20 protein-coding genes are annotated in these 18,567 nt (G+C 69.0%); 11 read left to right on the top strand and 9 right to left on the bottom strand.

Annotated features, from left to right (window positions below; translation table 11 throughout):
* Nucleotides 1-19 precede the first annotated feature (19 nt).
* Complete coding sequence (locus AB5I40_RS14270; RefSeq protein ID WP_370938971.1) at nt 20-952, bottom strand: alpha/beta fold hydrolase; 933 nt, start codon at nt 950-952, stop codon at nt 20-22.
* Between the two features lie 127 nt (nt 953-1,079).
* Here AB5I40_RS14270 and AB5I40_RS14265 point away from each other — a divergent pair, with 127 nt between their 5' ends.
* Genes AB5I40_RS14265 through AB5I40_RS14245 form a run of 5 tightly spaced genes read left to right on the top strand, consistent with a single transcriptional unit; the run spans nt 1,080 to nt 5,791 of the window.
* The gene (locus AB5I40_RS14265; protein WP_370938970.1) at nt 1,080-2,147 is read left to right on the top strand and encodes an acyl-CoA dehydrogenase family protein; all 1,068 of its coding nucleotides are present in this window, start codon (nt 1,080-1,082) and stop codon (nt 2,145-2,147) included.
* 2 nt (nt 2,148-2,149) lie between these two features.
* Nucleotides 2,150-3,322, top strand: coding sequence for an acyl-CoA dehydrogenase family protein (locus AB5I40_RS14260; RefSeq protein ID WP_370940520.1), 1,173 nt, complete (start codon nt 2,150-2,152; stop codon nt 3,320-3,322).
* Nucleotides 3,319-4,227: a bifunctional MaoC family dehydratase N-terminal/OB-fold nucleic acid binding domain-containing protein gene (locus tag AB5I40_RS14255; protein WP_370938969.1), complete on the top strand. Its 909-nt coding sequence runs from the start codon at nt 3,319-3,321 to the stop codon at nt 4,225-4,227. Before AB5I40_RS14260 ends, AB5I40_RS14255 begins: the two co-directional genes overlap by 4 nt.
* Nucleotides 4,224-4,622 (top strand): MaoC family dehydratase, encoded by a 399-nt coding sequence (locus tag AB5I40_RS14250; protein ID WP_370938968.1) that lies wholly within the window; start codon nt 4,224-4,226, stop codon nt 4,620-4,622. Before AB5I40_RS14255 ends, AB5I40_RS14250 begins: the two co-directional genes overlap by 4 nt.
* Nucleotides 4,619-5,791 carry a lipid-transfer protein gene (locus AB5I40_RS14245; protein ID WP_344267734.1) on the top strand — a complete coding sequence of 391 codons (1,173 nt, stop codon included), beginning with the start codon at nt 4,619-4,621 and terminating at the stop codon, nt 5,789-5,791. The genes AB5I40_RS14250 and AB5I40_RS14245 overlap by 4 nt, the downstream gene beginning before the upstream one ends.
* Here AB5I40_RS14245 and AB5I40_RS14240 read toward each other — a convergent pair.
* On the bottom strand, nt 5,779-6,342 hold the full coding sequence (locus AB5I40_RS14240; RefSeq protein WP_370938967.1) for a dihydrofolate reductase family protein: 564 nt from the start codon (nt 6,340-6,342) through the stop codon (nt 5,779-5,781). The two genes, AB5I40_RS14245 and AB5I40_RS14240, sit on opposite strands and share 13 nt — an antisense overlap.
* A 159-nt stretch (nt 6,343-6,501) precedes the next feature.
* Here AB5I40_RS14240 and AB5I40_RS14235 point away from each other — a divergent pair, with 159 nt between their 5' ends.
* Entirely contained in the window at nt 6,502-7,059 is a 558-nt protein-coding gene (locus AB5I40_RS14235; RefSeq protein ID WP_370938966.1) for a DUF5134 domain-containing protein, read from the top strand.
* A gap of 416 nt (nt 7,060-7,475) precedes the next feature.
* Here AB5I40_RS14235 and AB5I40_RS14230 read toward each other — a convergent pair whose 3' ends face one another.
* The 6 genes from AB5I40_RS14230 to kstD are packed head-to-tail and all read right to left on the bottom strand — an operon-like array spanning nt 7,476 to nt 12,972.
* Nucleotides 7,476-7,943 carry a riboflavin kinase gene (locus tag AB5I40_RS14230; protein ID WP_370938965.1) on the bottom strand — a complete coding sequence of 156 codons (468 nt, stop codon included), beginning with the start codon at nt 7,941-7,943 and terminating at the stop codon, nt 7,476-7,478.
* A 27-nt stretch (nt 7,944-7,970) separates the two neighbouring features.
* Complete coding sequence (locus tag AB5I40_RS14225) at nt 7,971-8,831, bottom strand: MaoC/PaaZ C-terminal domain-containing protein (protein WP_370938964.1); 861 nt, start codon at nt 8,829-8,831, stop codon at nt 7,971-7,973.
* Nucleotides 8,832-8,842: 11 nt separating this feature from the next.
* Nucleotides 8,843-9,868: a 2Fe-2S iron-sulfur cluster-binding protein gene (locus tag AB5I40_RS14220; RefSeq protein WP_370938963.1), complete on the bottom strand. Its 1,026-nt coding sequence runs from the start codon at nt 9,866-9,868 to the stop codon at nt 8,843-8,845.
* A complete protein-coding gene (locus AB5I40_RS14215; RefSeq protein ID WP_116206106.1) occupies nt 9,861-10,127 on the bottom strand; it encodes a hypothetical protein in 267 nt (88 codons plus the stop codon). Before AB5I40_RS14215 ends, AB5I40_RS14220 begins: the two co-directional genes overlap by 8 nt.
* A complete protein-coding gene (locus AB5I40_RS14210; protein ID WP_370938962.1) occupies nt 10,124-11,299 on the bottom strand; it encodes a Rieske 2Fe-2S domain-containing protein in 1,176 nt (391 codons plus the stop codon). The genes AB5I40_RS14215 and AB5I40_RS14210 overlap by 4 nt, the downstream gene beginning before the upstream one ends.
* Nucleotides 11,296-12,972 carry a 3-oxosteroid 1-dehydrogenase gene (kstD, locus tag AB5I40_RS14205; protein WP_370938961.1) on the bottom strand — a complete coding sequence of 559 codons (1,677 nt, stop codon included), beginning with the start codon at nt 12,970-12,972 and terminating at the stop codon, nt 11,296-11,298. The genes AB5I40_RS14210 and kstD overlap by 4 nt, the downstream gene beginning before the upstream one ends.
* 100 nt (nt 12,973-13,072) lie before the next feature.
* Between kstD and AB5I40_RS14200 the strand changes: the two genes are divergently transcribed.
* The 5 genes from AB5I40_RS14200 to hsaB are packed head-to-tail and all read left to right on the top strand — an operon-like array spanning nt 13,073 to nt 18,189.
* Nucleotides 13,073-14,659 (top strand): FAD-binding protein, encoded by a 1,587-nt coding sequence (locus AB5I40_RS14200; RefSeq protein ID WP_370938960.1) that lies wholly within the window; start codon nt 13,073-13,075, stop codon nt 14,657-14,659.
* A 32-nt stretch (nt 14,660-14,691) separates the two neighbouring features.
* Nucleotides 14,692-15,861, top strand: a complete 1,170-nt coding sequence (gene hsaA / locus AB5I40_RS14195) for a 3-hydroxy-9,10-secoandrosta-1,3,5(10)-triene-9,17-dione monooxygenase oxygenase subunit (RefSeq protein ID WP_116206102.1) — start codon at nt 14,692-14,694, stop codon at nt 15,859-15,861.
* Nucleotides 15,861-16,706 (top strand): 4,5:9,10-diseco-3-hydroxy-5,9,17-trioxoandrosta-1(10),2-diene-4-oate hydrolase, encoded by an 846-nt coding sequence (hsaD, locus tag AB5I40_RS14190; protein ID WP_344267713.1) that lies wholly within the window; start codon nt 15,861-15,863, stop codon nt 16,704-16,706. The genes hsaA and hsaD overlap by 1 nt, the downstream gene beginning before the upstream one ends.
* A complete protein-coding gene (gene hsaC / locus AB5I40_RS14185; protein ID WP_344267711.1) occupies nt 16,706-17,605 on the top strand; it encodes an iron-dependent extradiol dioxygenase HsaC in 900 nt (299 codons plus the stop codon). The genes hsaD and hsaC overlap by 1 nt, the downstream gene beginning before the upstream one ends.
* Nucleotides 17,602-18,189 (top strand): 3-hydroxy-9,10-secoandrosta-1,3,5(10)-triene-9,17-dione monooxygenase reductase subunit, encoded by a 588-nt coding sequence (gene hsaB / locus AB5I40_RS14180; protein ID WP_370938959.1) that lies wholly within the window; start codon nt 17,602-17,604, stop codon nt 18,187-18,189. The genes hsaC and hsaB overlap by 4 nt, the downstream gene beginning before the upstream one ends.
* 52 nt (nt 18,190-18,241) lie before the next feature.
* Here the strand turns inward: hsaB and AB5I40_RS14175 are convergent, their stop codons facing one another.
* A complete protein-coding gene (locus tag AB5I40_RS14175; protein ID WP_009075408.1) occupies nt 18,242-18,496 on the bottom strand; it encodes a Smr/MutS family protein in 255 nt (84 codons plus the stop codon).
* Nucleotides 18,497-18,567 lie beyond the last annotated feature (71 nt).

Genomic DNA, 18,567 nt, shown 5'->3' with positions numbered 1-18,567 from the left:
GATAAACACTTACGAGCCCCTAAGCCGAGTCCGCGATCCGCCCCTGCCCAGCCACCGCGGCCTGAACGGAAGTGCACGCCGCCATCAACGCCGCCACAAACTGGTCCGCCGCGAACACGCACGCGGTATGCCCAGCCGGAATCTCATAAGTCGCCGCCCCAGGGATCCGCCGCGCCAAACTCCGCTGATGCGCGGGCGCGATGAACCCGTCCCGCGAAGTCACCACCACCGCCGCGGGCAGATCGAGCGTGTGCAGCCACGGGGTCGAATCGAAGCGCCCGATCTCGTCCAGCGCTACCGCGATCGCCCACGGGCTCGTCGAGCGGAATTCCTCCAGCGCCCACCGGTGGTCCTCCAGCCGGGCGAGGCGTTCGCGGCGGGGTTCGCCCGGGACGAGGCCGATGCGGGCCTGGTCGCGCAGCAGGTGCAGGGTGCGGCCGAACAGGTCCAGCGCCACGCGTTGCCGGATGCCCCGGCGGAAGTTGCTCGCCGTCGAGCACAGCACCAGGCCGGTGACGCGGTCCGGGTAGCGGTGGGCGGTCAGCTGGCCGACCATGCCGCCCATCGAGTAGCCCGCGACCATGAACTCGTCGATCCCCAGCGCGTCCGCGACCGCCGCCACGTCGTCCGCGCAGTCGTCGAGGCTGAACTCGTGGGTGCGGATGCCCTGGCCGTGCCAGCGCTGGTCGAACACGACGACCCGGTGGTTCGCCGACAGCCGCTTCAGCGCGGGATACCAGGTGAGCAGGCCGGTGCACGCCACCGAGTGCAGCAGGATCACCGCGGGAGCGTGCCGCGGGCCGACGTCGACCACGACGGTCTGGCCGCGGCCGGGCAGGGACAGCGGCTGCGGGGCGGGGACGCCCGCGGTGGGCGGGATGGTCGCGAGCTTCCTCGTGGCTTGCCAGCCGACGTCGCCCAGCGCTGATTTGAGAACTTGTTCCGCACCCACGTCGGCGTGCCGCCCCTCTCCGCTTCGCGGTCGATCCACAGCCCGGGCCCCGGGTCCTGGGGGTTGCCGAGCCAGCCCATTCCGGCTAAAAATAGAACGTGTTCCACCTAGGTGGAGGGAGACCGGAGTGGACTTCACCCCCGACGATACGCAGGGCGAGATCACCTCGCTCGCCGCGCAAGTGCTCGGGAAGGCCGACGAGCCCGCGGACCAGTGGCGAGCGCTGGCCGACGCGGGCCTGCTCGCGCTGCCCTTGCCGGCCGACCTCGGCGGCGACGGGCTCGGCGTCGAGCACGTCGCCCCGGTGCTCACCGAGGTGGGCCGGGCCGCGGCGGCGGTGCCCGCGTACGCCGTGCTGGCGCTCGGCATCCTGCCGATCGAGGCGCTCGGCACCCCCGCGCAGCGCGCCGAGTTCCTGCCGCCCGCGGCAGCGGGGGAGAGCATTCTCACAGCTGCCTTGCACGAGCCGTCCGCACCGCTGACCTCCATCCCCGGGACCAGCGGTGCGGCGGCGGACGGTGCGTGGGCGGTGACCGGCGTCAAGACGCACGTGCCATACGCGGCCGAGGCGACCCGGATTCTCACGCCGATCGCGTTGCCGGGCGGCACCGGCGTCGCGCTCGTGGATCCGCGTGCGGACGGCGTTGAAGTGCTGCCCGCGTACAACGCGTCTGGGACGCCGGAGTACACGGTGCGGTTCGATGGCGTGAAGGTGAGCGAAGCGGACTTCCTGCGTGACTGCACGGCGGGCCATGCGTTGCAGACGCTGCACCGCTACGCGCTGGCGGGCGCGCTCGCGCTCGGCGACGGACTGCTTGCCGGAGCGTTGGCGTTGACGGCCAAACATGTCGGCGAGCGCGAGCAATTCGGCCGTCCACTTGCGACTTTCCAAGCGGTGGCCCAGCAAATCGCGGACGTCTACGTCGCTTCCCGCACCGTGCACCTGGCTGCGCTGTCGGCGGTGTGGCGGCTGGCGTCCGGTTTGGACGCGGACACGGAGCTGGACATCGCGGCGTACTGGCTGACCGAGGAGGCGCCGTCCGCGCTGGCGATCTGTCATCACTTGCACGGCGGCGTCGGCGTCGACCGCACTTATCCGCTGCACCGGTATTCCTCGGCGGTGAAGGATCTCGGCCGCGCGGTCGGGGGAGCGGCGCACCGGCTCGGTCGGCTGGGCGAACGAGTGGCGGGATGAGCATGCACATCGAACTGACGGCCGCGCAACAAGAACTGCGGGCGCAGCTGCGCGAGTACTTCGCGGGTCTGCTGACCTCCGACGAGCGCCGGGCATTGCTGCGGGAGCGGCACGGGCAGGTGTATCGCGACGTCGTGCGCCGGATGGGCCGCGACGGGAAGCTCGGCGTCGGCTGGCCCAAGGAATACGGCGGCGGCGGTTTCGGCGAGATCGAGCAGCACATCTTCGTGGATGAGGCCGCCCGCGCGGACGTCCAGCTTCCGTCGGTGACGCTGCAGACAGTCGGGCCGACGTTGCAGGCATTCGGTACTGAGGAACAGAAAGCGATGTTCCTGCCGAAGATTCTGGCCGGAGAAGTGCACTTCGCCATCGGCTACACCGAACCGGAAGCCGGAACGGATCTCGCCTCGTTGCGCACGCGCGCGGTCCGCGACGGCGACGATTACGTGATCAACGGCCAGAAAATCTTCACCACCGGCGGCCACGACGCGGATTACGTGTGGCTCGCCGTGCGCACCGATCCGGACGCGCCGAAGCACAAGGGCATCTCGATCCTCATCGTCGACACCCGCGACCCCGGCTATTCGTGGACGCCGATCATCACCTGCGACGGCGCGCACCACGTCAACGCGACGTTCTACGAGGACGTCCGGGTGCCGGCGAACATGCTGGTGGGCGAGGAAAACCGCGGCTGGCGGCTGATCACGACACAGCTCAACCACGAGCGCGTGATGCTCGGCCCGGCCGGGCGCATCGGCGGCCTGCACGACCGCGTGTGGGCATGGGCGGCGGCGCGCCGGACCCCGGACGGCGCGGCGCTGCTCGACCTTCCGGACGTGCGCGCGGTGCTGGCCGAGACGTTCGCGGTCGCGCGGGTCAACGAACTGCTGAACTGGCAGGTCGCGGCGGCAGCGGCGGACGGGTCGGTCGAGATCGCGGACGCTTCGGCGACGAAAGTGTTCGCCTCCGAGCGAATCCAGCGGATCGGGCGGCTGCTGGAGGAATTGGTCGGGCGGCACGGCGACCTCGCCGACCCGGACACCGCGGAACTCGCCGAATGGCTCGACGTGCTGGCGAAACGGAACCTGGTGCTGACGTTCGGCGGAGGCGTCAGCGAGATCCAGCGCGAATTGATCGCCTCCGCCGGACTGAAACTGCCGAGGGTGCCGCGATGACGATCGAGGAAGCCGCCGCGAAAATCGCCGCACAGGGCGAAAGCGCGCTGAGGTACGCGCGCGATCCGGTGAACCAGGCGATGGTGAACAACTGGGTCGAGGCGATCGGCGACGCCAATCCGGTGTACACCGACGCGGACTTCGCCGAGACGAGCGTCCACAAGGGACTCGTCGCGCCGCCGGCGATGGCGCAGGTGTGGACCATGCCGGGGCTGCACGGCGTGCGAGGGGACGACGACCCGCTCGGCGCGATCCTGAAGGTGCTCGACGACGCCGGGTACACGTCCATTGTGGCCACTAACTCCGAGCAGACCTATCACCGGTATCTCCGGCCCGGCGAACACGTTTCGACCACGAACGTGCTGGAGGACGTCACCGGCCCGAAGCGCACCGGGCTCGGCGAGGGCTGGTTCGTGACCACCCGGACGAATTGGTATGTCGACGGGGAACTGGTGGCGGACATGGTGTTCCGCGTGCTGAAGTTCCGCCCGCGCGAACCGGAACCGCCGCCGTCGCCGGTGCTGCGTCCGGTGATCAGCCACGACACGGCGTTTTTCTGGGAAGGCTTGCGCGAGGGCGAACTGCGCATCCAGCGCTGGGGCGACGTGCTGCGGCATCCGCCCGGTCCGATGCCGCCGGACGGATCGCTCGACACGACGCCGGACTACGTCGTCGCCAGCGGGCGCGGAACGGTCTACAGCTTCGTCGTGCACCACCATCCCGCGGTTCCGGGCAAGCGGCTGCCGTTCGTGGTCGCGCTGGTGGAGCTGGAGGAAGGCGTGCGGGTGATGGCCGAATTGCTGGACGCCGAACCGGACGAGGTCCACATCGGACTTCCGGTGACCGCCGCGTTCGTGCGCGTCGACGACGACCTGACCCTGCCCGCGTGGAAGGTGGCGCGATGACTGCCGCAGTCGGGACCGAACTGCCGCCGATGGTGCTCGAAGCGACGCCGACGTTCGTGATCAGTACGGCGTTGGCGACCCGCGATTTCCAGGACGTGCACCACGACCGGGACGCCGCGGTCGCGCGCGGGTCGAAGGACATTTTCCTCAACATCCTTACCGACACCGGGCTGGTGCAGCGGTACGTGAGCGAATGGGCCGGTCCGCAAGCGCTCATCCGCTCGATCAAGATCCGGCTCGGCGTGCCGTGCTACGCCGGGGACACGCTCGCCTTTTCCGGCCGGGTCACCGCTCGCGAAGGCAACGACGTCGAGCTCGAAGTGTCCGCTGTGGACAGTCTAGGTGCGCACGTGACCGGCACGGTTTCGCTGACGCTGCCGGAGGAGGACGCATGACGTTCACCGGGACCACCGCCATCGCCGGAATCGGCGCGACGGAGTTCTCCAAGGATTCCGGACGCAGCGAACTGCGACTGGCGGCCGAATGCGTGAGCCACGCACTGGCCGACGCTGGATTGAAACCGTCCGATGTGGACGGCATGGTGTCGTTCACCATGGACGGCAACGCGGAAATCGCGCTCGCCCGCGAGCTGGGCATTCCGGAGCTGACGTTCTTCAGCCGCGTGCATTACGGCGGCGGCGCGGCAGCGGCGACCGTGCAGCAGGCGGCGATGGCGGTCTCGAGCGGGATCGCCGACGTCGTGGTCGCGTACCGGGCGTTCAACGAGCGCTCCGGAATGCGGTTCGGCCGCGTGTCGGCGGCCGCGGCGCAGCAGGTCAATACGTCCGGTGTGGACAATGCGTTCCACTACCCGATGGGCATCGCGACCCCGGCCGCGACGGTGGCCATGGTCGCGCAGCGGTATCTGCACGAATACGGGGCCACCAGCGAGGATTTCGGCAAGATCGCGGTCATCGACCGGGCGCACGCGGCGACCAACCCGAACGCCTGGTTCCACGGCCGGCCGATCACGCTGGAGGAGCATCAGTCTTCGCGTTGGGTCGCGGAACCGTTGCACCTGCTCGATTGCTGCCAGGAAAGCGACGGCGGCGTCGCGCTGGTCATCACCAGCCTCGAACGCGCGCGCGACCTCCGGCAGGCGCCGGTGGTGGTGTCGGCGGCGGCGCAGGGGAGCGGGCCGGACCAGTACGTGATGACCAGCTACTACCGCGACGATCTCGCCGCGCTGCCGGAAATGGGCGTGGTCGGACGGCAGTTGTGGGGCCAGTCCGGCATTGGACCGTCCGATGTGGACGTCGCGGTGCTGTACGACCACTTCACCCCGTATGTCCTGATGCAGCTGGAGGAACTGGGTTTCTGCGGTCGCGGCGAGGCGAAGGACTTCATCGCGGGCGACACGCTGACCCTCGACGGGAAGCTGCCGCTCAACCCGCACGGCGGTCAGCTCGGCGAGGCCTACATCCACGGTATGAACGGCATCGCGGAGGCGGTCCGGCAGCTGCGCGGCACGGCGGCGAACCAGGTCGCCAACGCCGGTACCGCGGTGGTCACGGCGGGAACCGGCGTCCCGACGAGCGGACTGGTGTTGACTCAGGCCCGCTGAGGATTCTTGGGCTCATACCGCATCGCCACCGCTCCGGAGGAGAACTCCAGCCGGTCCACGAGCTTCAGGTCGAGGTGCTCCGGCAGCCCGGAGAACAAAGTCGGCCCGTGTCCCGCGATCCGGGGATGCACCACGAACTCGTACTCGTCGATCAGCCCCATCGCGGCCAACGCGAGCGGCAACTGCAGGCCGCCGGTGTACAACCCCTTGCCGGGCTGGTCTTTGAGCCGCAGCACCGCTTCCCGCAGATCGCCGCGCACGAGTTCGGCGTTCCAGTCGACGCGTTCGAGCTTGCTGGACACGACGTACTTCTTGGCCGCGTCGATCGTCCGGCCGAACGGCTCCATCCAGTCCGGCCGTTCGGCGGGCCGCGCGGACGGCCGCCAAGCCGCCTCCATCATCTCGTAGATCACGCGGCCGAAGAGGAGAGCGTCGGCGCGGGCGATGATCTCGGTCGAATGCCGGTGCATCTCCTCGTCCGGGGCGATGCCGGCGAGGTGGTCGCAGCAGCCGTCCAGCGTGACGTTGACGGAGTATCTCAGCGGGCGCATCGGCCGAGGGTAGCGGCCTGAGCTGGGCTTGTCGGCCCGCGCATAGCCCTTGTGGGTCAACGCGGATCACCTCATTGCTGGCTGGTGCCTGCCGCCTCGCGCGTGTCACGGTGGTAAGGCCCGTGTGACGCAGCGTGTCCGGAGGAGTGAGGTGCCGAGGTGAGTGTGCCGCTGGCCTGGCTGTTCACCGCGCTGTTCGCGTTGCTGGCGCTGCCGTGCGTGCTGCGGCTGGTGAGGCTCGACTACGTCAGCCTCGGCCATCGGGTGCGCAACGGCGACCTCGCCGAACTGCTGCTGGTGGTGGCGATGGTCGCGATGCTGTCCCCGGTCGGCGGCCCGATCCCCGCGGCGGGCTGGCAGGCGGTGCTGGTGCTGACCGCGGGCTGGTTCGCTTTCGCTGCCTGGCGGGGTCGCGCCGAGGGCCATAGCTGCGCACATCACGCGCTGTCGGCGGCGGCGATGCTGTACATGGTCACCGCGATGCCGCACGGCGGAATGGTGCACGGGCCATGGATGACGATGTCCACAATGGACACCCGGCTTGCGTGGCCGGTGGTCGCGCTGGGGGCGGCGGCTTACTTCGCGGTGGACGCGGTCCGCTCGGGCGTGGTGGCGATGCGATCGCGCGGCACGACGGTGCCGGGACACGCGTCGCGCACGCTGTGCCGGGCGGCGATGGGCGCGGGGATGGGTGTCATGCTGATCGCCGCTGTCTGACTCGATCCGGCGGGGAGCAGCCTGGCGACTCGAACCGGGTGCTTCAGCCAGTGTGCGTCAACCCGGCGAAGCGGCCAGGGCGAAGCGAACCCGGCGGAATCAGCTTCGGTGGATTAGTCCGGCGGGATCAGCCCAGTTGCTGGACTTCGCCGTTCCGGTGGGGAGCAGCCTGGTAAATCGACGCTGGTGCCTCAGCCAGCGTGAATCAGCCCGGCGAACCGGCCAGGGTGAAGCAAACCCGGCGGAATCAGCCTCGGCGGAATCAGCTTCGGTGGATTAGTCCGGTGGGATCAGCCCAGCTGCTGGACTTCATCGTTGCGACGGGAATTCTTGCACGCTGCTTGGCCAGCTTTGGCAGAGCGCCAGCAGACATGGATGTCATGCTGCACGCCACCGCGCGAATCAACCTCGGCGAATCAGCCGATCCGCTGGACTTCGCCGTCCGGCGGCAGCTCCGCCAGCGTCGGCAGCGTGTCCGCCGGATGCGCCGCAACCCACTCGCGAGCCGCAGCAACATCCCGGCCCAGCGCGTCGATCAGCTCCTGCGCGGAACCGAACCCCTGCTGGTCGCGCAGGTGCTTGCCGAGCCAGACGGTGAGGCGTTCGCCGTACAGGTCGCCCTCGAAGTCGAGCAGGAAGGCCTCGACCAGCCGGTAGCCGTCGGCTCCGTAGTAGGTCGGGCGGCGGCCTACCGACACCGCGGCGGCCACGCGCGTGCCGTCCGCTCGCTCCGCCCAGCCGGCCCACACCCCGTCGCCCAGTTCGCCGCGCTGGTCGCGCAGCGCGATGTTCGCGGTGGGGAAGCCCAGCTCACGGCCGCGCTTGTCGCCCGGCTCGACTGGCCCGCGCACCACGAAGAAGGTGCCGTCTCGCTCGTCCGCCATGGGACAACCGTATAACGGTCCCGAAGGTCAGCGGGGCCGGAGCACTGTGTCGGCCAGCACAGGCGCATCGCCGCGTTCCGGCGCGGTGGTCGTGACCAGCAGACGTCCGTTTTCACGCCACACGCGCACGCGCAGGTTTTCGCCGGGGAACACGACGCCGGCGAACTTCGTCCCGAATGTCGAGACGCGCTCGGGATCGCCGTCGAGGAACGCGTCGACCACGGCCTTCGCGACCACGCCGTACGTGCACAGCCCGTGCAGGATCGGCCGGTCGAACCCGGCCGCCGCGGCGAACGCCGGGTCGGCGTGCAGCGGGTTGCGGTCGCCGCACAGCCGGTACAAAAGCGCCTGCTGCGGCAGGGTCGGCACGTCGAGCACGGCGTCCGGTTCGCGGTCGGGCCACTCGATCTTGTCCGACGGTCCGCGTTCGCCGCCGAAGCCGCCCTCGCCGCGGGCGAAGATGCTGGACCTGGCTGTCCACAATGGAGCGCCGGACTCGTCGGCGACCTCGGTCTCCTGCACCAGCACCGCGGCCTTGCCCTTGTCGAAGACGTCGGCGATCCGGGTGCGCGCGACCGCCTTGCCCTCGACCGGGATCGGCCGGTGCAGTTCGATCTCTTGCTTGCCGTGCAGCACTTTCGCCAGGTCGACGTCGACGCCGGGGAACTTCAGCGCGGGCGGCTCGAAGGTGCGCAGATTGGCCGCGACGGTGGCGAAGGTCGGCAGCACACGCAGGTCGCGTTCGTAGGTGTAGCGCAGTTCGCGCTCGGCCACCGGATCCGCGCCCGCGCCGACGGCCAGGTGATACAGCAGCACGTCGGACGGCGTCCAGGCGAAACAGACCTCGCCGAGATCGGCTCCGATCGCGACCGCGGGATCGATGGGCACGGACTCTCCACTCACTCGTAGCTGACGGACACCTCGTCGGTCAACGGTACCGACTGGCAGGCCAGCACGATCCCGTCGGCGATGTCGTCGGCGTCCAGCACCTCGTTGTTCAGCATTTTCACTTCGCCGGAGACGATGCGGCACGCGCACGCGCTGCACTGGCCCTCGCGGCAGGAATACGGCGCGTCGAGTCCTTCGGCGAGCAGGTGGTCGAGCAGCTTCCGCTGCCGCGGCCAGGTGATCTGCCGGGTCTCGCCGTCGAGGTCGACGGTGAGCGCGGTGGTCTCACCGCTGGCGTCTTCCTCGGGTTCAGGTTCGTCCGCGAAGGGATTCCCCGTGAGCGAGTGGAACTTCTCCACGTGCACGCGTTCGCGCGGCGCACCAAGTTCGCGCAACGCGTCCTGCGCGGCGGCCATGAACGGAGCCGGGCCGCAGAGGAACGCTTCATGCCCCATATACGGCTTGGCGAGCGCCCGCAATGCGGTGACGGTCGGCAGTCCCTGCAGGCTTTCCAGCCAATGCACCACGGTGAGCCGGTCGCCGAATCGCTCGGCCAGTTCACGCAATTCCGCGGCGAAGATGACTGACTGCTCGTCGCGGTTGGCGTAGACCAGCACCACCTGGCCGTCGCCCTTTTCCAGCGCGGACTTCAGGATCGACATCACCGGCGTGATCCCGCTGCCCGCGGCCAACAACAGGAAATCGGAGTCCAAAGAGGACGGACAGAACACGCCGGAGGGCCGCAACACGTCGATCGTCGCGCCCGCCCGAAGCTCGTCGCAAACCCAATTCGAGCCGTACCCGTCGACAGTTCGCTTGACCGTAACCTGCACCCGGCCCTCGTGCGGCGCGCTGGAAAGCGAGTAGCACCGCGCGACGGAACCCGTTTGGTCGCTGGGAATCCGCAGCGTGAGGAATTGCCCGGGGGAGTAGGCGAACCGGTCGAGATGCTCGTCCGGAACCGTGAACACAATGGACCGGGCGTCCGCGGTTTCCTCGATCACCTCGGCGACGGTGAGCGTGACGACGTCAGTCATTGCGCACCTGCCCGAAATTGCCGTCGCGCACCGCGGTGTCGATGCTGTCCGCGAGTTTCTCGCAGGTGTCCAGCAACGCGGTGTTGCCGCCGGACGCGGCGTGCGCGGCGAACACCGGACAGCTGGTCGCGGCGTCGGTGGTCCACTGGATGCTGGTGTGCTTCAGGCTGTTTTTCTTGACCAGCACACAGGTTCCGCAGCTGCGGCACTCGTGCGGCCGCAGCCCGGAGGTGAGGAATTCGGTGGCTTCGGCCGTCACACCCCAGCCTCCTCCGACTCAGCCGCCGCCTCGGCCTCCGCCCGCTGGCGCGCCAGGTTTTCCTGCACCTCGGCCGCCCACACCTCGTTCGCCTTCGTGGTGTCCACTTCGAACTCGAACCGGCGCGTCATGTCCTCGGTGACGTCCGCGGCGTCCACATAGAACTGGTCGTACCAGCGGCGCAGCTGGTAAACCGGGCCGTCCTCCTCGCACAGCAACGGATTGTCGATCTTGGTCTTGTTCTTCCAGATCTCCACGTCCTGCAGGAACCCGACGCCGATGCCCTTCGCGAGCTTCCCGGCGATCTTGTCCGCGTGCTCGTCGGAAATCCCGGGCATCTTCTTGACCATGATGCCCCACTGCAGCACGAACGACGTCGGCGAAACCGGGTAGTGGCAGTTGATCAGCACGTTCTCGATTTCGAAGCCCTGGAAGGAGTTCACCAGCCAGTTGATCATGTAGGAGGGGCCGAAATACGACGCCTCCGAGCGGAGCAGGTTTTCCTCGCCGCCGTAATTGGACGCCATGCCCATGTCCGGGCGGCCCTTGGTGTTGAGGTACTGGGTCGCGATGTGGCCCTCGAACACGTTCTTGAAATACGTGGGGAAGGCGTAGTGGATGTAGAAGAAGTGCGCCATGTCCACGACGTTGTCGATGATCTCGCGGCAGTTGGCGTTCTCGATGAGGATCGAATCCCAGGTCCAGTTGCTCCACTCGTCGCTGAACGCGCCCTCGACGCGCGGGATCACGACGTTCTCCGGCGGCGGGTTGCCCTCCGGGTCGTGCCAGACGAACAGCTGCTTGTTCTCCTCCAGCACCTGCCACGCCCGGGTGCGCGCCCGCAGCGGGACCCGCTTGGCGTAGGGGATCGACTTGCACTTGCCGTTGCCGCCCCAGCGCCAGTCGTGGAACGGGCAGGCGATCTCGTCGCCCTTCACCGAACCCTGGGTCAGGTCGCCGCCCATGTGCCGGCAGTACCCGTCGAGCACGTTGAGCTTTCCGGCCGTGTCCGCGAACACGACGAGCTTGGTGCCGAACGCCTGGACCGCGTGCGGTTTGCCATCGCGGAAGTGCTCGGCGAGCCCAAGGCAGTGCCAGCCGCGGGCGTACCGCGCCGGGGGCGCCCCGGCGTCGATCGTGCGGATCTCGGATCCATCGGTCTTCGGCGTCACTGCCTGCCTCCCGTGCCGGTCTGATCTTCGTTCGCCAGCGCCTGTGCCGCAAGGTAGCCGAACACCATCGCCGGGCCGATGGTCGCGCCCGGTCCGGCGTAGGTCCGGCCCATCACCGGCGCGCCGGTGTTGCCCGCCGCGTAGAGGCCGGGCACGACCGTGCCGTCCTCTCGCAGGACGCGGGCCTTTTCGTCAATCCGCAGCCCGCCCTTGGTGCCCAGGTCGCCGGGCACCACGCGGACCGCGTAGTACGGGGCCTTGGCGAGTTCGCCGAGGCTCGGGTTGGGGCGGTTGCGCGGGTCGCCGTAGTAGTGGTCGTAGGCGCTGAGCCCGCGCTGGAAGTCGTCGTCGACGCCCTTGCGCGCGAAGCCGTTGAACCGCGTGACTGTCTGCTCCAGCGCTTCGGCGGGCACGTCGATCTTCTCGGCGAGCCCGGCCAGCGTCGCGGACTTGGCCACGATCCCGGCCTTGTACCAGCGCCCGGGCAGCGGCTGCCGCGGGCCGAGGCCGGTGAAGAGGTAGCGGTCGCGGTAGCGCTGGTCGAACACCAGCCACGCGGGGACGTGCTTGCCGGGGCCGTCGCCGTCGCCGTACATCGCGTGCACGGCCTCGACGTACGGCGCGGATTCGTTCACGAACCGCGTGCCGTCGGCGTCGACCATCAGGCAGCCGGGCCGGGACCGCTCGGCGAGCGCGAACCACGGGCCGCCGGTGAGCGGGAACGACGGGCCCCACCAGGCGTCGTCCATCAGGTCGGTCGCCGCGCCGAGCTTGAGGCCGGCGTTGATGCCGTCGCCGGTGTTCGCCTCCGCGCCGACGGTCCATTCGGTGCCGATCGGCGCGCGCTGGTACTTGGTGCGCATCTCTTCGTTGTGCTCGAAGCCGCCGCAGGCCAGCACCACTCCGCGACGCGCGCGGAACAGCGTCTCTTCGCCGTTGCGACGCGCCACGATGCCGGTGACGACGTCGTTTTCCACCTGCAGATCGACCAGCGGCGTGTCCAGCAGGACCTCGACGCCGGCGTCCCGCAGGCCCTTCCGCAGCCCGGCCGCAAGCGCTTGCCCCATGGACAGCGGCTGCTGCCCGCGGACCCGGCCGACCAGCCATTTCATTCCGAGCGACAGCATCCGGGCGAACCCGCGCGGATGCCGGGCGATCAGGCTCAGCCAGCGATAGTCCGACTGGGTGATCGGCACGCCGAGCGGCGGCGCGCTGTAGGGCGGTTCGAGCCGCGCGAGGTCGGCGCCGAGGAGTTTGCCGTCGAGCGGCTTCGGCTCCACGGACCGGCCGCCGGGACGTCCGCCGGGCGCTTCGGGGTGGTAGTCGCTGTATCCGGGGACCCACTGGAACTCCAGCGGCGTGTTCCGCGTGACGAACTCCAGCACCTCGGGACCGTGGTCGAGGAAGGTCGTGCGCAACCGCTCCGGCACGACGTCGCCGACGATCGACTCCAGGTACTGCCTCGCGCGTTCGGGTGGTTCTTCGATGCCCGCGGCCCGCAGCGCGTGGTTGCCCGGCAGCCAGACGCCCCCGCCGGAGCGGGCGGTCGAGCCGCCGAAGCAGGCTGCCTTTTCCAGCACCACCACGGAAAGCCCGCGATGGGCGGCGGCGAGCGCGGCGGTCATCCCGGCGGCGCCGCTGCCGGCCACCACCACGTCGTACTCGTCCGACATGCCACCTCACATGCAACGTGTTATCGGCTAAAGCTGGCCTGCTCGGGGCCACTTCCGTCACCATAGACGAGAACGTGTTCCAGTTCTAGGGTGGCGGACTATGGACGAGCTTGGCGCGGACGTCGTGATCATCGGAGCCGGCGCGGCCGGCGTGTGCGCGGCCATCGAAGCGGCCGACGCGGGCGCCGAGGTGCTGCTGGTCGACCGGTTCTCCGGCGGCGGGGCCAGTCGCGTGAGCGGCGGCGTGGTCTACGCCGGGGGAGGGACGCCGCAGCAGCGCGCCGCGGGTGTCGACGACAGCGTGGACGCGATGTACGCGTACTTGCGGATGGAAACCGGCGACGTCGTGTCGGAACGGACGCTGCGGCGCTTCTGCGAGGAAAGCGTCGACATGGTGGCGTGGCTGGAGCGGCAAGGCGTGCCGTTCGAGGGCAGCATGTGCGACTACAAGACGTCGTATCCCAGCAACAAGCACTACCTGTACTACTCCGGCAGCGAACTGTCCGGCGGCTTCCGCGACGTGGCGAAACCCGCGCCGCGCGGACACCGGGTCAAGGGGCCGGGCACGTCCGGGAAGCTGCTGATGAAGCAGTTGCTGGCGGCGGCTCGCGAGCGTGGGGTTCGCGTTTTACCGCAGACGCAGGCGATGAACCTGATCACCGACGACTCGGGCACCGTCACCGGGGTGCTCACGCATACTTTGCGCGACGCGCCTTCGTGGGTGCGGGCGCGGCATGCGCGGCTCGCGGATTGGGCGGCGAAGCCAGGTATCTACGTGCCTGCGATGCGTCGGTCGTTGCATCAGCGGGTGGAGCGGATTGAGCGTAAGCACGCCCGTGAGCTGCGGATTAGTGCGCGGCGAGGCGTGGTGCTGGCGGCGGGCGGGTTCATCGTGAACCGGGCGATGGTGCGCGAGCACGCGCCCGCGTATCGCGGCGGGCTGGATCTCGGGACTTCCGCCGACGACGGTTCCGGCATCCGGATGGGCGTGGAAGTCGGCGGACGTACTGCGGAGCTGGACCGGGTGTCGGCGTGGCGGTTTCTGACGCCGCCGTCGGCGTTTCTCGGCGGGCTGCTGGTGGGTGCGGGCGGCCGGCGGATCATCGACGAGTCCCGGTACGGCGCGGCGATCGGCGAGCGGATGATCGCCGAGCACGGCGGACGCGGCTGGCTGCTGGTCGACGAGCCGATCGTCGCCGAAGCCCGGCGGGACGGGCGAAAACAAGGCCAATGGTTCGCGACGCTGCAGCTGCGCTATCTGCTGGGCAAGGGGCGGGTGACCGCCGGGACGATCGAGGAGGCGGCCGCGCGCGCAGGGGTTGATCCGGCTGGGCTCGCCGCGACTTATGCCGAGTATCAGCGCGGTCCGGACCCGGCAGGCAAGCCGGCGGACTTCGCGCGCCCGCTGGACACGCCGCCGTACTCGCTGATCGACGTGTCGGTGAAACCCAACCTCGGCTATCCCTGTCCGATGCTGACGCTGGGCGGCCTGGTGGTCGACGAGGACACCGGCGCGGTGGCCGGCGTACGCGGGCTTTACGCCGCCGGACGCACCGCGGTGGGAATCTGTTCCAGGTCGTATGTGAGCGGTCTTTCGCTGGCTGACTGCGTGTTTTCCGGTCGCCGAGCAGGGTTGCACGGCGCGCACGGGGCAGACCGCGTCGACAAAAACGAGAACGTGTTCTAGTCTTGAGCGTGTCGAGCGAGAGAGGACGGCCGATGAGCGAGCTGGCTGCCGTGATCGCGGGGGTGCGCGACCTTCTTCCCGTGCTGCGGGAACGCGCACAGGAGACCGAGGACGCCCGTCGGATCCCCGCCGAATCAGTGAAAGCGCTGCAGGAGACCGGATTTTTCCGCCTGCTGCAACCGAAACCGTACGGCGGCTTGGAAGCCGACCCGGTCACCTTCTACACCGCGGTCAAGCTCATCGCGAGCGCCTGCGGGTCCACCGGCTGGGTCGCGTCGATTCTCGGCGTGCACCCGTGGCACGTCGCGTTGTTCGACGCGCAAGCCCAGGCGGACGTGTGGGGCGAGGACCACGACGTGCGGATTTCTTCGTCGTACGCGCCGATGGGCAAGGCGACCGTCGTCGAGGGCGGCTACCGGCTGTCCGGGCGATGGAGCTTCTCGTCCGGAAGCGACCACTGCACGTGGGTGCTGCTGGGCGGGCCGGCGTTCGCCGACGGCAAGCCGGTGGACTTCTGCACGTATCTCGTGCCGATCTCGGACTACTCCATTGTGGACGTCTGGGACACGGTCGGGCTGCGCGGCACGGGGTCCAACGACATTGTCGTCGAGGACGTGTTCGTGCCCAAGCACCGCGCGCTGAGCTTCATGGCGACGTCGAAGTGCAAGACCCCGGGCCAGGAAGTCAACCCGGGCCCGCTGTACCGGCTGCCCTATGGCTCCGTGCACCCGAGCACCATCACCGCGCCGATCATCGGGATGGCGCAGGGCGCGTACGACGCGCATGTGGAGCACCAGGGCAAGCGGGTGCGGGCGGCCTACGCGGGCGAGCAGTCCAAAGAGGACCCGTTCTCGAAGGTGCGGATCGCGGAAGCGAGCAGCGAGATCGACGCGGCCTGGCTGCAGCTGACGCACAACATCGACGAGCTGTACCAGCTGGCCTGCAAGGGCGAAAAGCTGCCGTTCAGCACGCGGTTGCGGGTGCGCCGGGACCAGGTGCGCGGCACCGAGCGGGCGATCTCCGCGATCGACCGGCTTTTCGAGAACTCCGGCGGCCGCGCACTGCAACGGGGCACGCCGATCCAGCGCTTCTGGCGCGACGCGCACGCTGGCCGGGTGCACGCGGCGAACGACGCGGAGCGCGCGTACGTCATGTTCGGCACCGGCGAATTCGGTTTGCCCGTCGAGAATGCGATGGTCTGATGGCACCCGAAGGTTCCTATGTAGACACTGCGGGCGGTATTCGCCTGCACTACCACGAATCCGGCGCGGAAAACGCCGAGACGGTGCTGTTGCTGCACGGCGGCGGCCCCGGTGCCTCGGCGTGGAGCAACTTCGGCCGCAACCTGCCGGTGTTCGGAAAGTCTTACCGCACACTGGCGATCGACCAGCCGGGCTTCGGCCGGTCCGACAAGCCGACTGACCACCCGCAGTACTTCCGGCACAGCTCGGACGCGGTCGTCGGCCTGATGGACCAGCTCGGCATCGAAAAAGCGCACATCGTCGGCAATTCGCTCGGCGCGGGCGCGGCGGTCCGGCTCGCGCTGAACCATCCCGGACGCGCGGGGCGGCTGGTGCTGATGGGCGCGGGCGGGTTGAGCGTCAACCTGTTCGCCCCGGACCCCACCGAAGGCGTGCGGCTGCTGTCCCGGTTCGCCGGGGATCCGACCCGGGAGCGGATGGAAGCGTTCCTCCGGATCATGGTGCACGACCAGGCTTTGGTGACCGACGAGCTGATCGACGAACGCTTCGAGATCGCTCGTTCGCCGGAGTCGCTCGCCGCGATGCGGGCGATGGGCAAGTCGTTCAGCCTGCCGGATTCCTTCGAGGAAGGCATGTTGTGGCGCGAGGCTTACCGCCTGCGCCAACGGGTCCTGCTCGTCTGGGGCCGGGAGGACCGGGTCAACCCGCTCGATGGCGCTTTGCTCGCGCTGAAGACGATTCCGCGTGCGCAACTGCACGTGTTCGGCGGCTGCGGCCACTGGGCGCAGCTGGAGAAGTTCGACGAGTTCAACCGACTCGCCCTCGACTTCCTCGGGAGTTCGTGATGGCTATCCGTTCGCTGGGATATCTGCGCATCGAGGCCACGGACATGGACGCCTGGCGCGTCTACGGGCTGAAGGTGCTCGGCATGGTGGAGGGTTCGGGCACCGATCCGAACGCGCTTTACCTGCGCATGGACGATTTCCCGGCGCGATTGGTGATCGTGCCGGGGGAGAAGGACCGTTTGGCGGTCGCGGGCTGGGAGGCGGCCAACGCCGCGGAGCTGGACGAGGTCCGCACCCGGCTCGACGCGGCTTCGGTGCCGTACAAGGAAGGCACGCCCGACGAGCTGGCCGACCGCCGCGTGGCGGAGATGATCAGCTTCACCGATCCGTCCGGCAACACGCTGGAGGTGTTCCACGGGGTCGCGCTGCAGCACCGGCGGGTGGTGAGCCCGTACGGGCACCGCTTCGTCACCGGCGAGCAGGGCTTGGGTCACGTGGTTTTGTCGACCCACGACGACGAGGCCGCGCTGAGGTTCTACCGGGACGTGCTGGGCTTCCGGCTCCGCGACTCGATGCGCCTCCCGCCGCAGATGGTGGGCCGCCCGGCCGACGGCGACCCGGCGTGGCTGCGGTTCTTCGGCTGCAATCCGCGCCACCACAGCCTGGCGTTCCTGCCGATGCCGACGCCGAGCGGGATCGTGCACCTGATGGTGGAGGTCGAGGAGACCGACGACGTCGGGTTGTGCCTGGACCGCGCGAAGCGCAAGAACGTCCCGATGTCCGCGACGCTGGGCCGGCACGTGAACGACCTGATGCTGTCGTTCTACATGAAGACCCCCGGCGGCTTCGACGTCGAGTTCGGCTGCGAGGGCCGGCAGGTCGAGGACGAGGACTGGATCGCCCGCGAAAGCACCGCGGTTTCGTTGTGGGGCCACGATTTCTCGGTGGGCTCGCAATGACAGCCGCTGTTCCGGAGGCAGTGCCGGACCGGTTTCGCGAGGTGCTGGGCCATTTCTGCACCGGCGTGACGGTGGTGACCGGCTATGTCGAGGGCTCGCAGACCCTGGCCGATTACGCCAGCTCGCCCGCGCCGACCGGGCCGGTGGGCTTCGCCTGCCAGTCCTTCGCGGCGTTGTCGCTGGACCCGCCGCTGGTGCTGTTCTGCGTCGCCCGGACGTCGCGCACCTGGCCCGCGCTGGCCGCCGCGGGCACGTTCGCGGTGAACGTGCTCGCCGAAGACCAGCAGTCGGTCTGCGCCGAGTTCGGCCGCCGCGGCGGCGACAAGTTCTCCGGAGTGTCCTGGCGGCCCGCCCCCTCGGGCGCGCCGTTGCTGGACGGAGCCCTGACCTGGGTCGACTGCGAGGTGCAGGCCGTCCACCCGGCCGGGGACCACTACGTGGTGGTAGGCCGGGTGACCGCGCTGGGCGAGACGTCCGACGCCCGCCCGCTGCTGTTCCACCGCGGCCGCTACACAGTCACCGAACCGGTGCCGGACGCGCTCACCGCGCTCATGCCCTGGCCCCGCCCGGACGACTGGCTCTGACTGTCTCGTGAGTGGCAATCGCGGTTAGAACCGCGATTGCCACTCACGAGGGCTATTTCCAGCGGAAGTGCACGAACACCCGCCCGAAGTTGTCTTTGTCCTTCTCGACGCGGTGGTAGAGCGCCTTGACGTCCTTGCGCTCCAGGAACCGCAGCACGTGCTTCTTCAGCTGCCCGGACCCTTTGCCCGGAATGATCTCCACGAGCGGCGCCTTCTTCGCGACCGCCTCGTCGATGACCGCGCGCAACGCCCGGTCGATCTCCCCGCCGCGGTTGTAGATGTCGTGAAGATCGAGCTTGAGCTTCATTCCTCCTTCCTACCCCACGTCGCGACCTTATAGTCGACATCGACTACTCTTCTGCGTATAGTCGATCCTGA

Source organism: Amycolatopsis sp. cg13 (genome assembly GCF_041346965.1).
In the GTDB taxonomy this organism is placed as follows: Bacteria; Actinomycetota; Actinomycetes; order Mycobacteriales; family Pseudonocardiaceae; genus Amycolatopsis.
This window is presented reverse-complemented; position numbering and strand designations above follow the sequence as displayed.

What these genes read in the sequence shown, in the direction of transcription:
- AB5I40_RS14230 (WP_370938965.1), bottom strand. Translation starts at nt 7,943, where the DNA reads ATGGCGGACGAGCGAGACGGCACCTTCTTCGTGGTGCGCGGGCCAGTC.
- hsaB (WP_370938959.1), top strand. Translation starts at nt 17,602, where the DNA reads ATGACAGCCGCTGTTCCGGAGGCAGTGCCGGACCGGTTTCGCGAGGTG.
- AB5I40_RS14200 (WP_370938960.1), top strand. Translation starts at nt 13,073, where the DNA reads ATGGACGAGCTTGGCGCGGACGTCGTGATCATCGGAGCCGGCGCGGCC.
- AB5I40_RS14175 (WP_009075408.1), bottom strand. Translation starts at nt 18,496, where the DNA reads ATGAAGCTCAAGCTCGATCTTCACGACATCTACAACCGCGGCGGGGAG.
- AB5I40_RS14260 (WP_370940520.1), top strand. Translation starts at nt 2,150, where the DNA reads ATGCACATCGAACTGACGGCCGCGCAACAAGAACTGCGGGCGCAGCTG.
- AB5I40_RS14245 (WP_344267734.1), top strand. Translation starts at nt 4,619, where the DNA reads ATGACGTTCACCGGGACCACCGCCATCGCCGGAATCGGCGCGACGGAG.
- hsaA (WP_116206102.1), top strand. Translation starts at nt 14,692, where the DNA reads ATGAGCGAGCTGGCTGCCGTGATCGCGGGGGTGCGCGACCTTCTTCCC.
- AB5I40_RS14240 (WP_370938967.1), bottom strand. Translation starts at nt 6,342, where the DNA reads ATGCGCCCGCTGAGATACTCCGTCAACGTCACGCTGGACGGCTGCTGC.
- AB5I40_RS14255 (WP_370938969.1), top strand. Translation starts at nt 3,319, where the DNA reads ATGACGATCGAGGAAGCCGCCGCGAAAATCGCCGCACAGGGCGAAAGC.
- AB5I40_RS14220 (WP_370938963.1), bottom strand. Translation starts at nt 9,868, where the DNA reads ATGACTGACGTCGTCACGCTCACCGTCGCCGAGGTGATCGAGGAAACC.
- hsaC (WP_344267711.1), top strand. Translation starts at nt 16,706, where the DNA reads ATGGCTATCCGTTCGCTGGGATATCTGCGCATCGAGGCCACGGACATG.
- kstD (WP_370938961.1), bottom strand. Translation starts at nt 12,972, where the DNA reads ATGTCGGACGAGTACGACGTGGTGGTGGCCGGCAGCGGCGCCGCCGGG.
- hsaD (WP_344267713.1), top strand. Translation starts at nt 15,861, where the DNA reads ATGGCACCCGAAGGTTCCTATGTAGACACTGCGGGCGGTATTCGCCTG.
- AB5I40_RS14250 (WP_370938968.1), top strand. Translation starts at nt 4,224, where the DNA reads ATGACTGCCGCAGTCGGGACCGAACTGCCGCCGATGGTGCTCGAAGCG.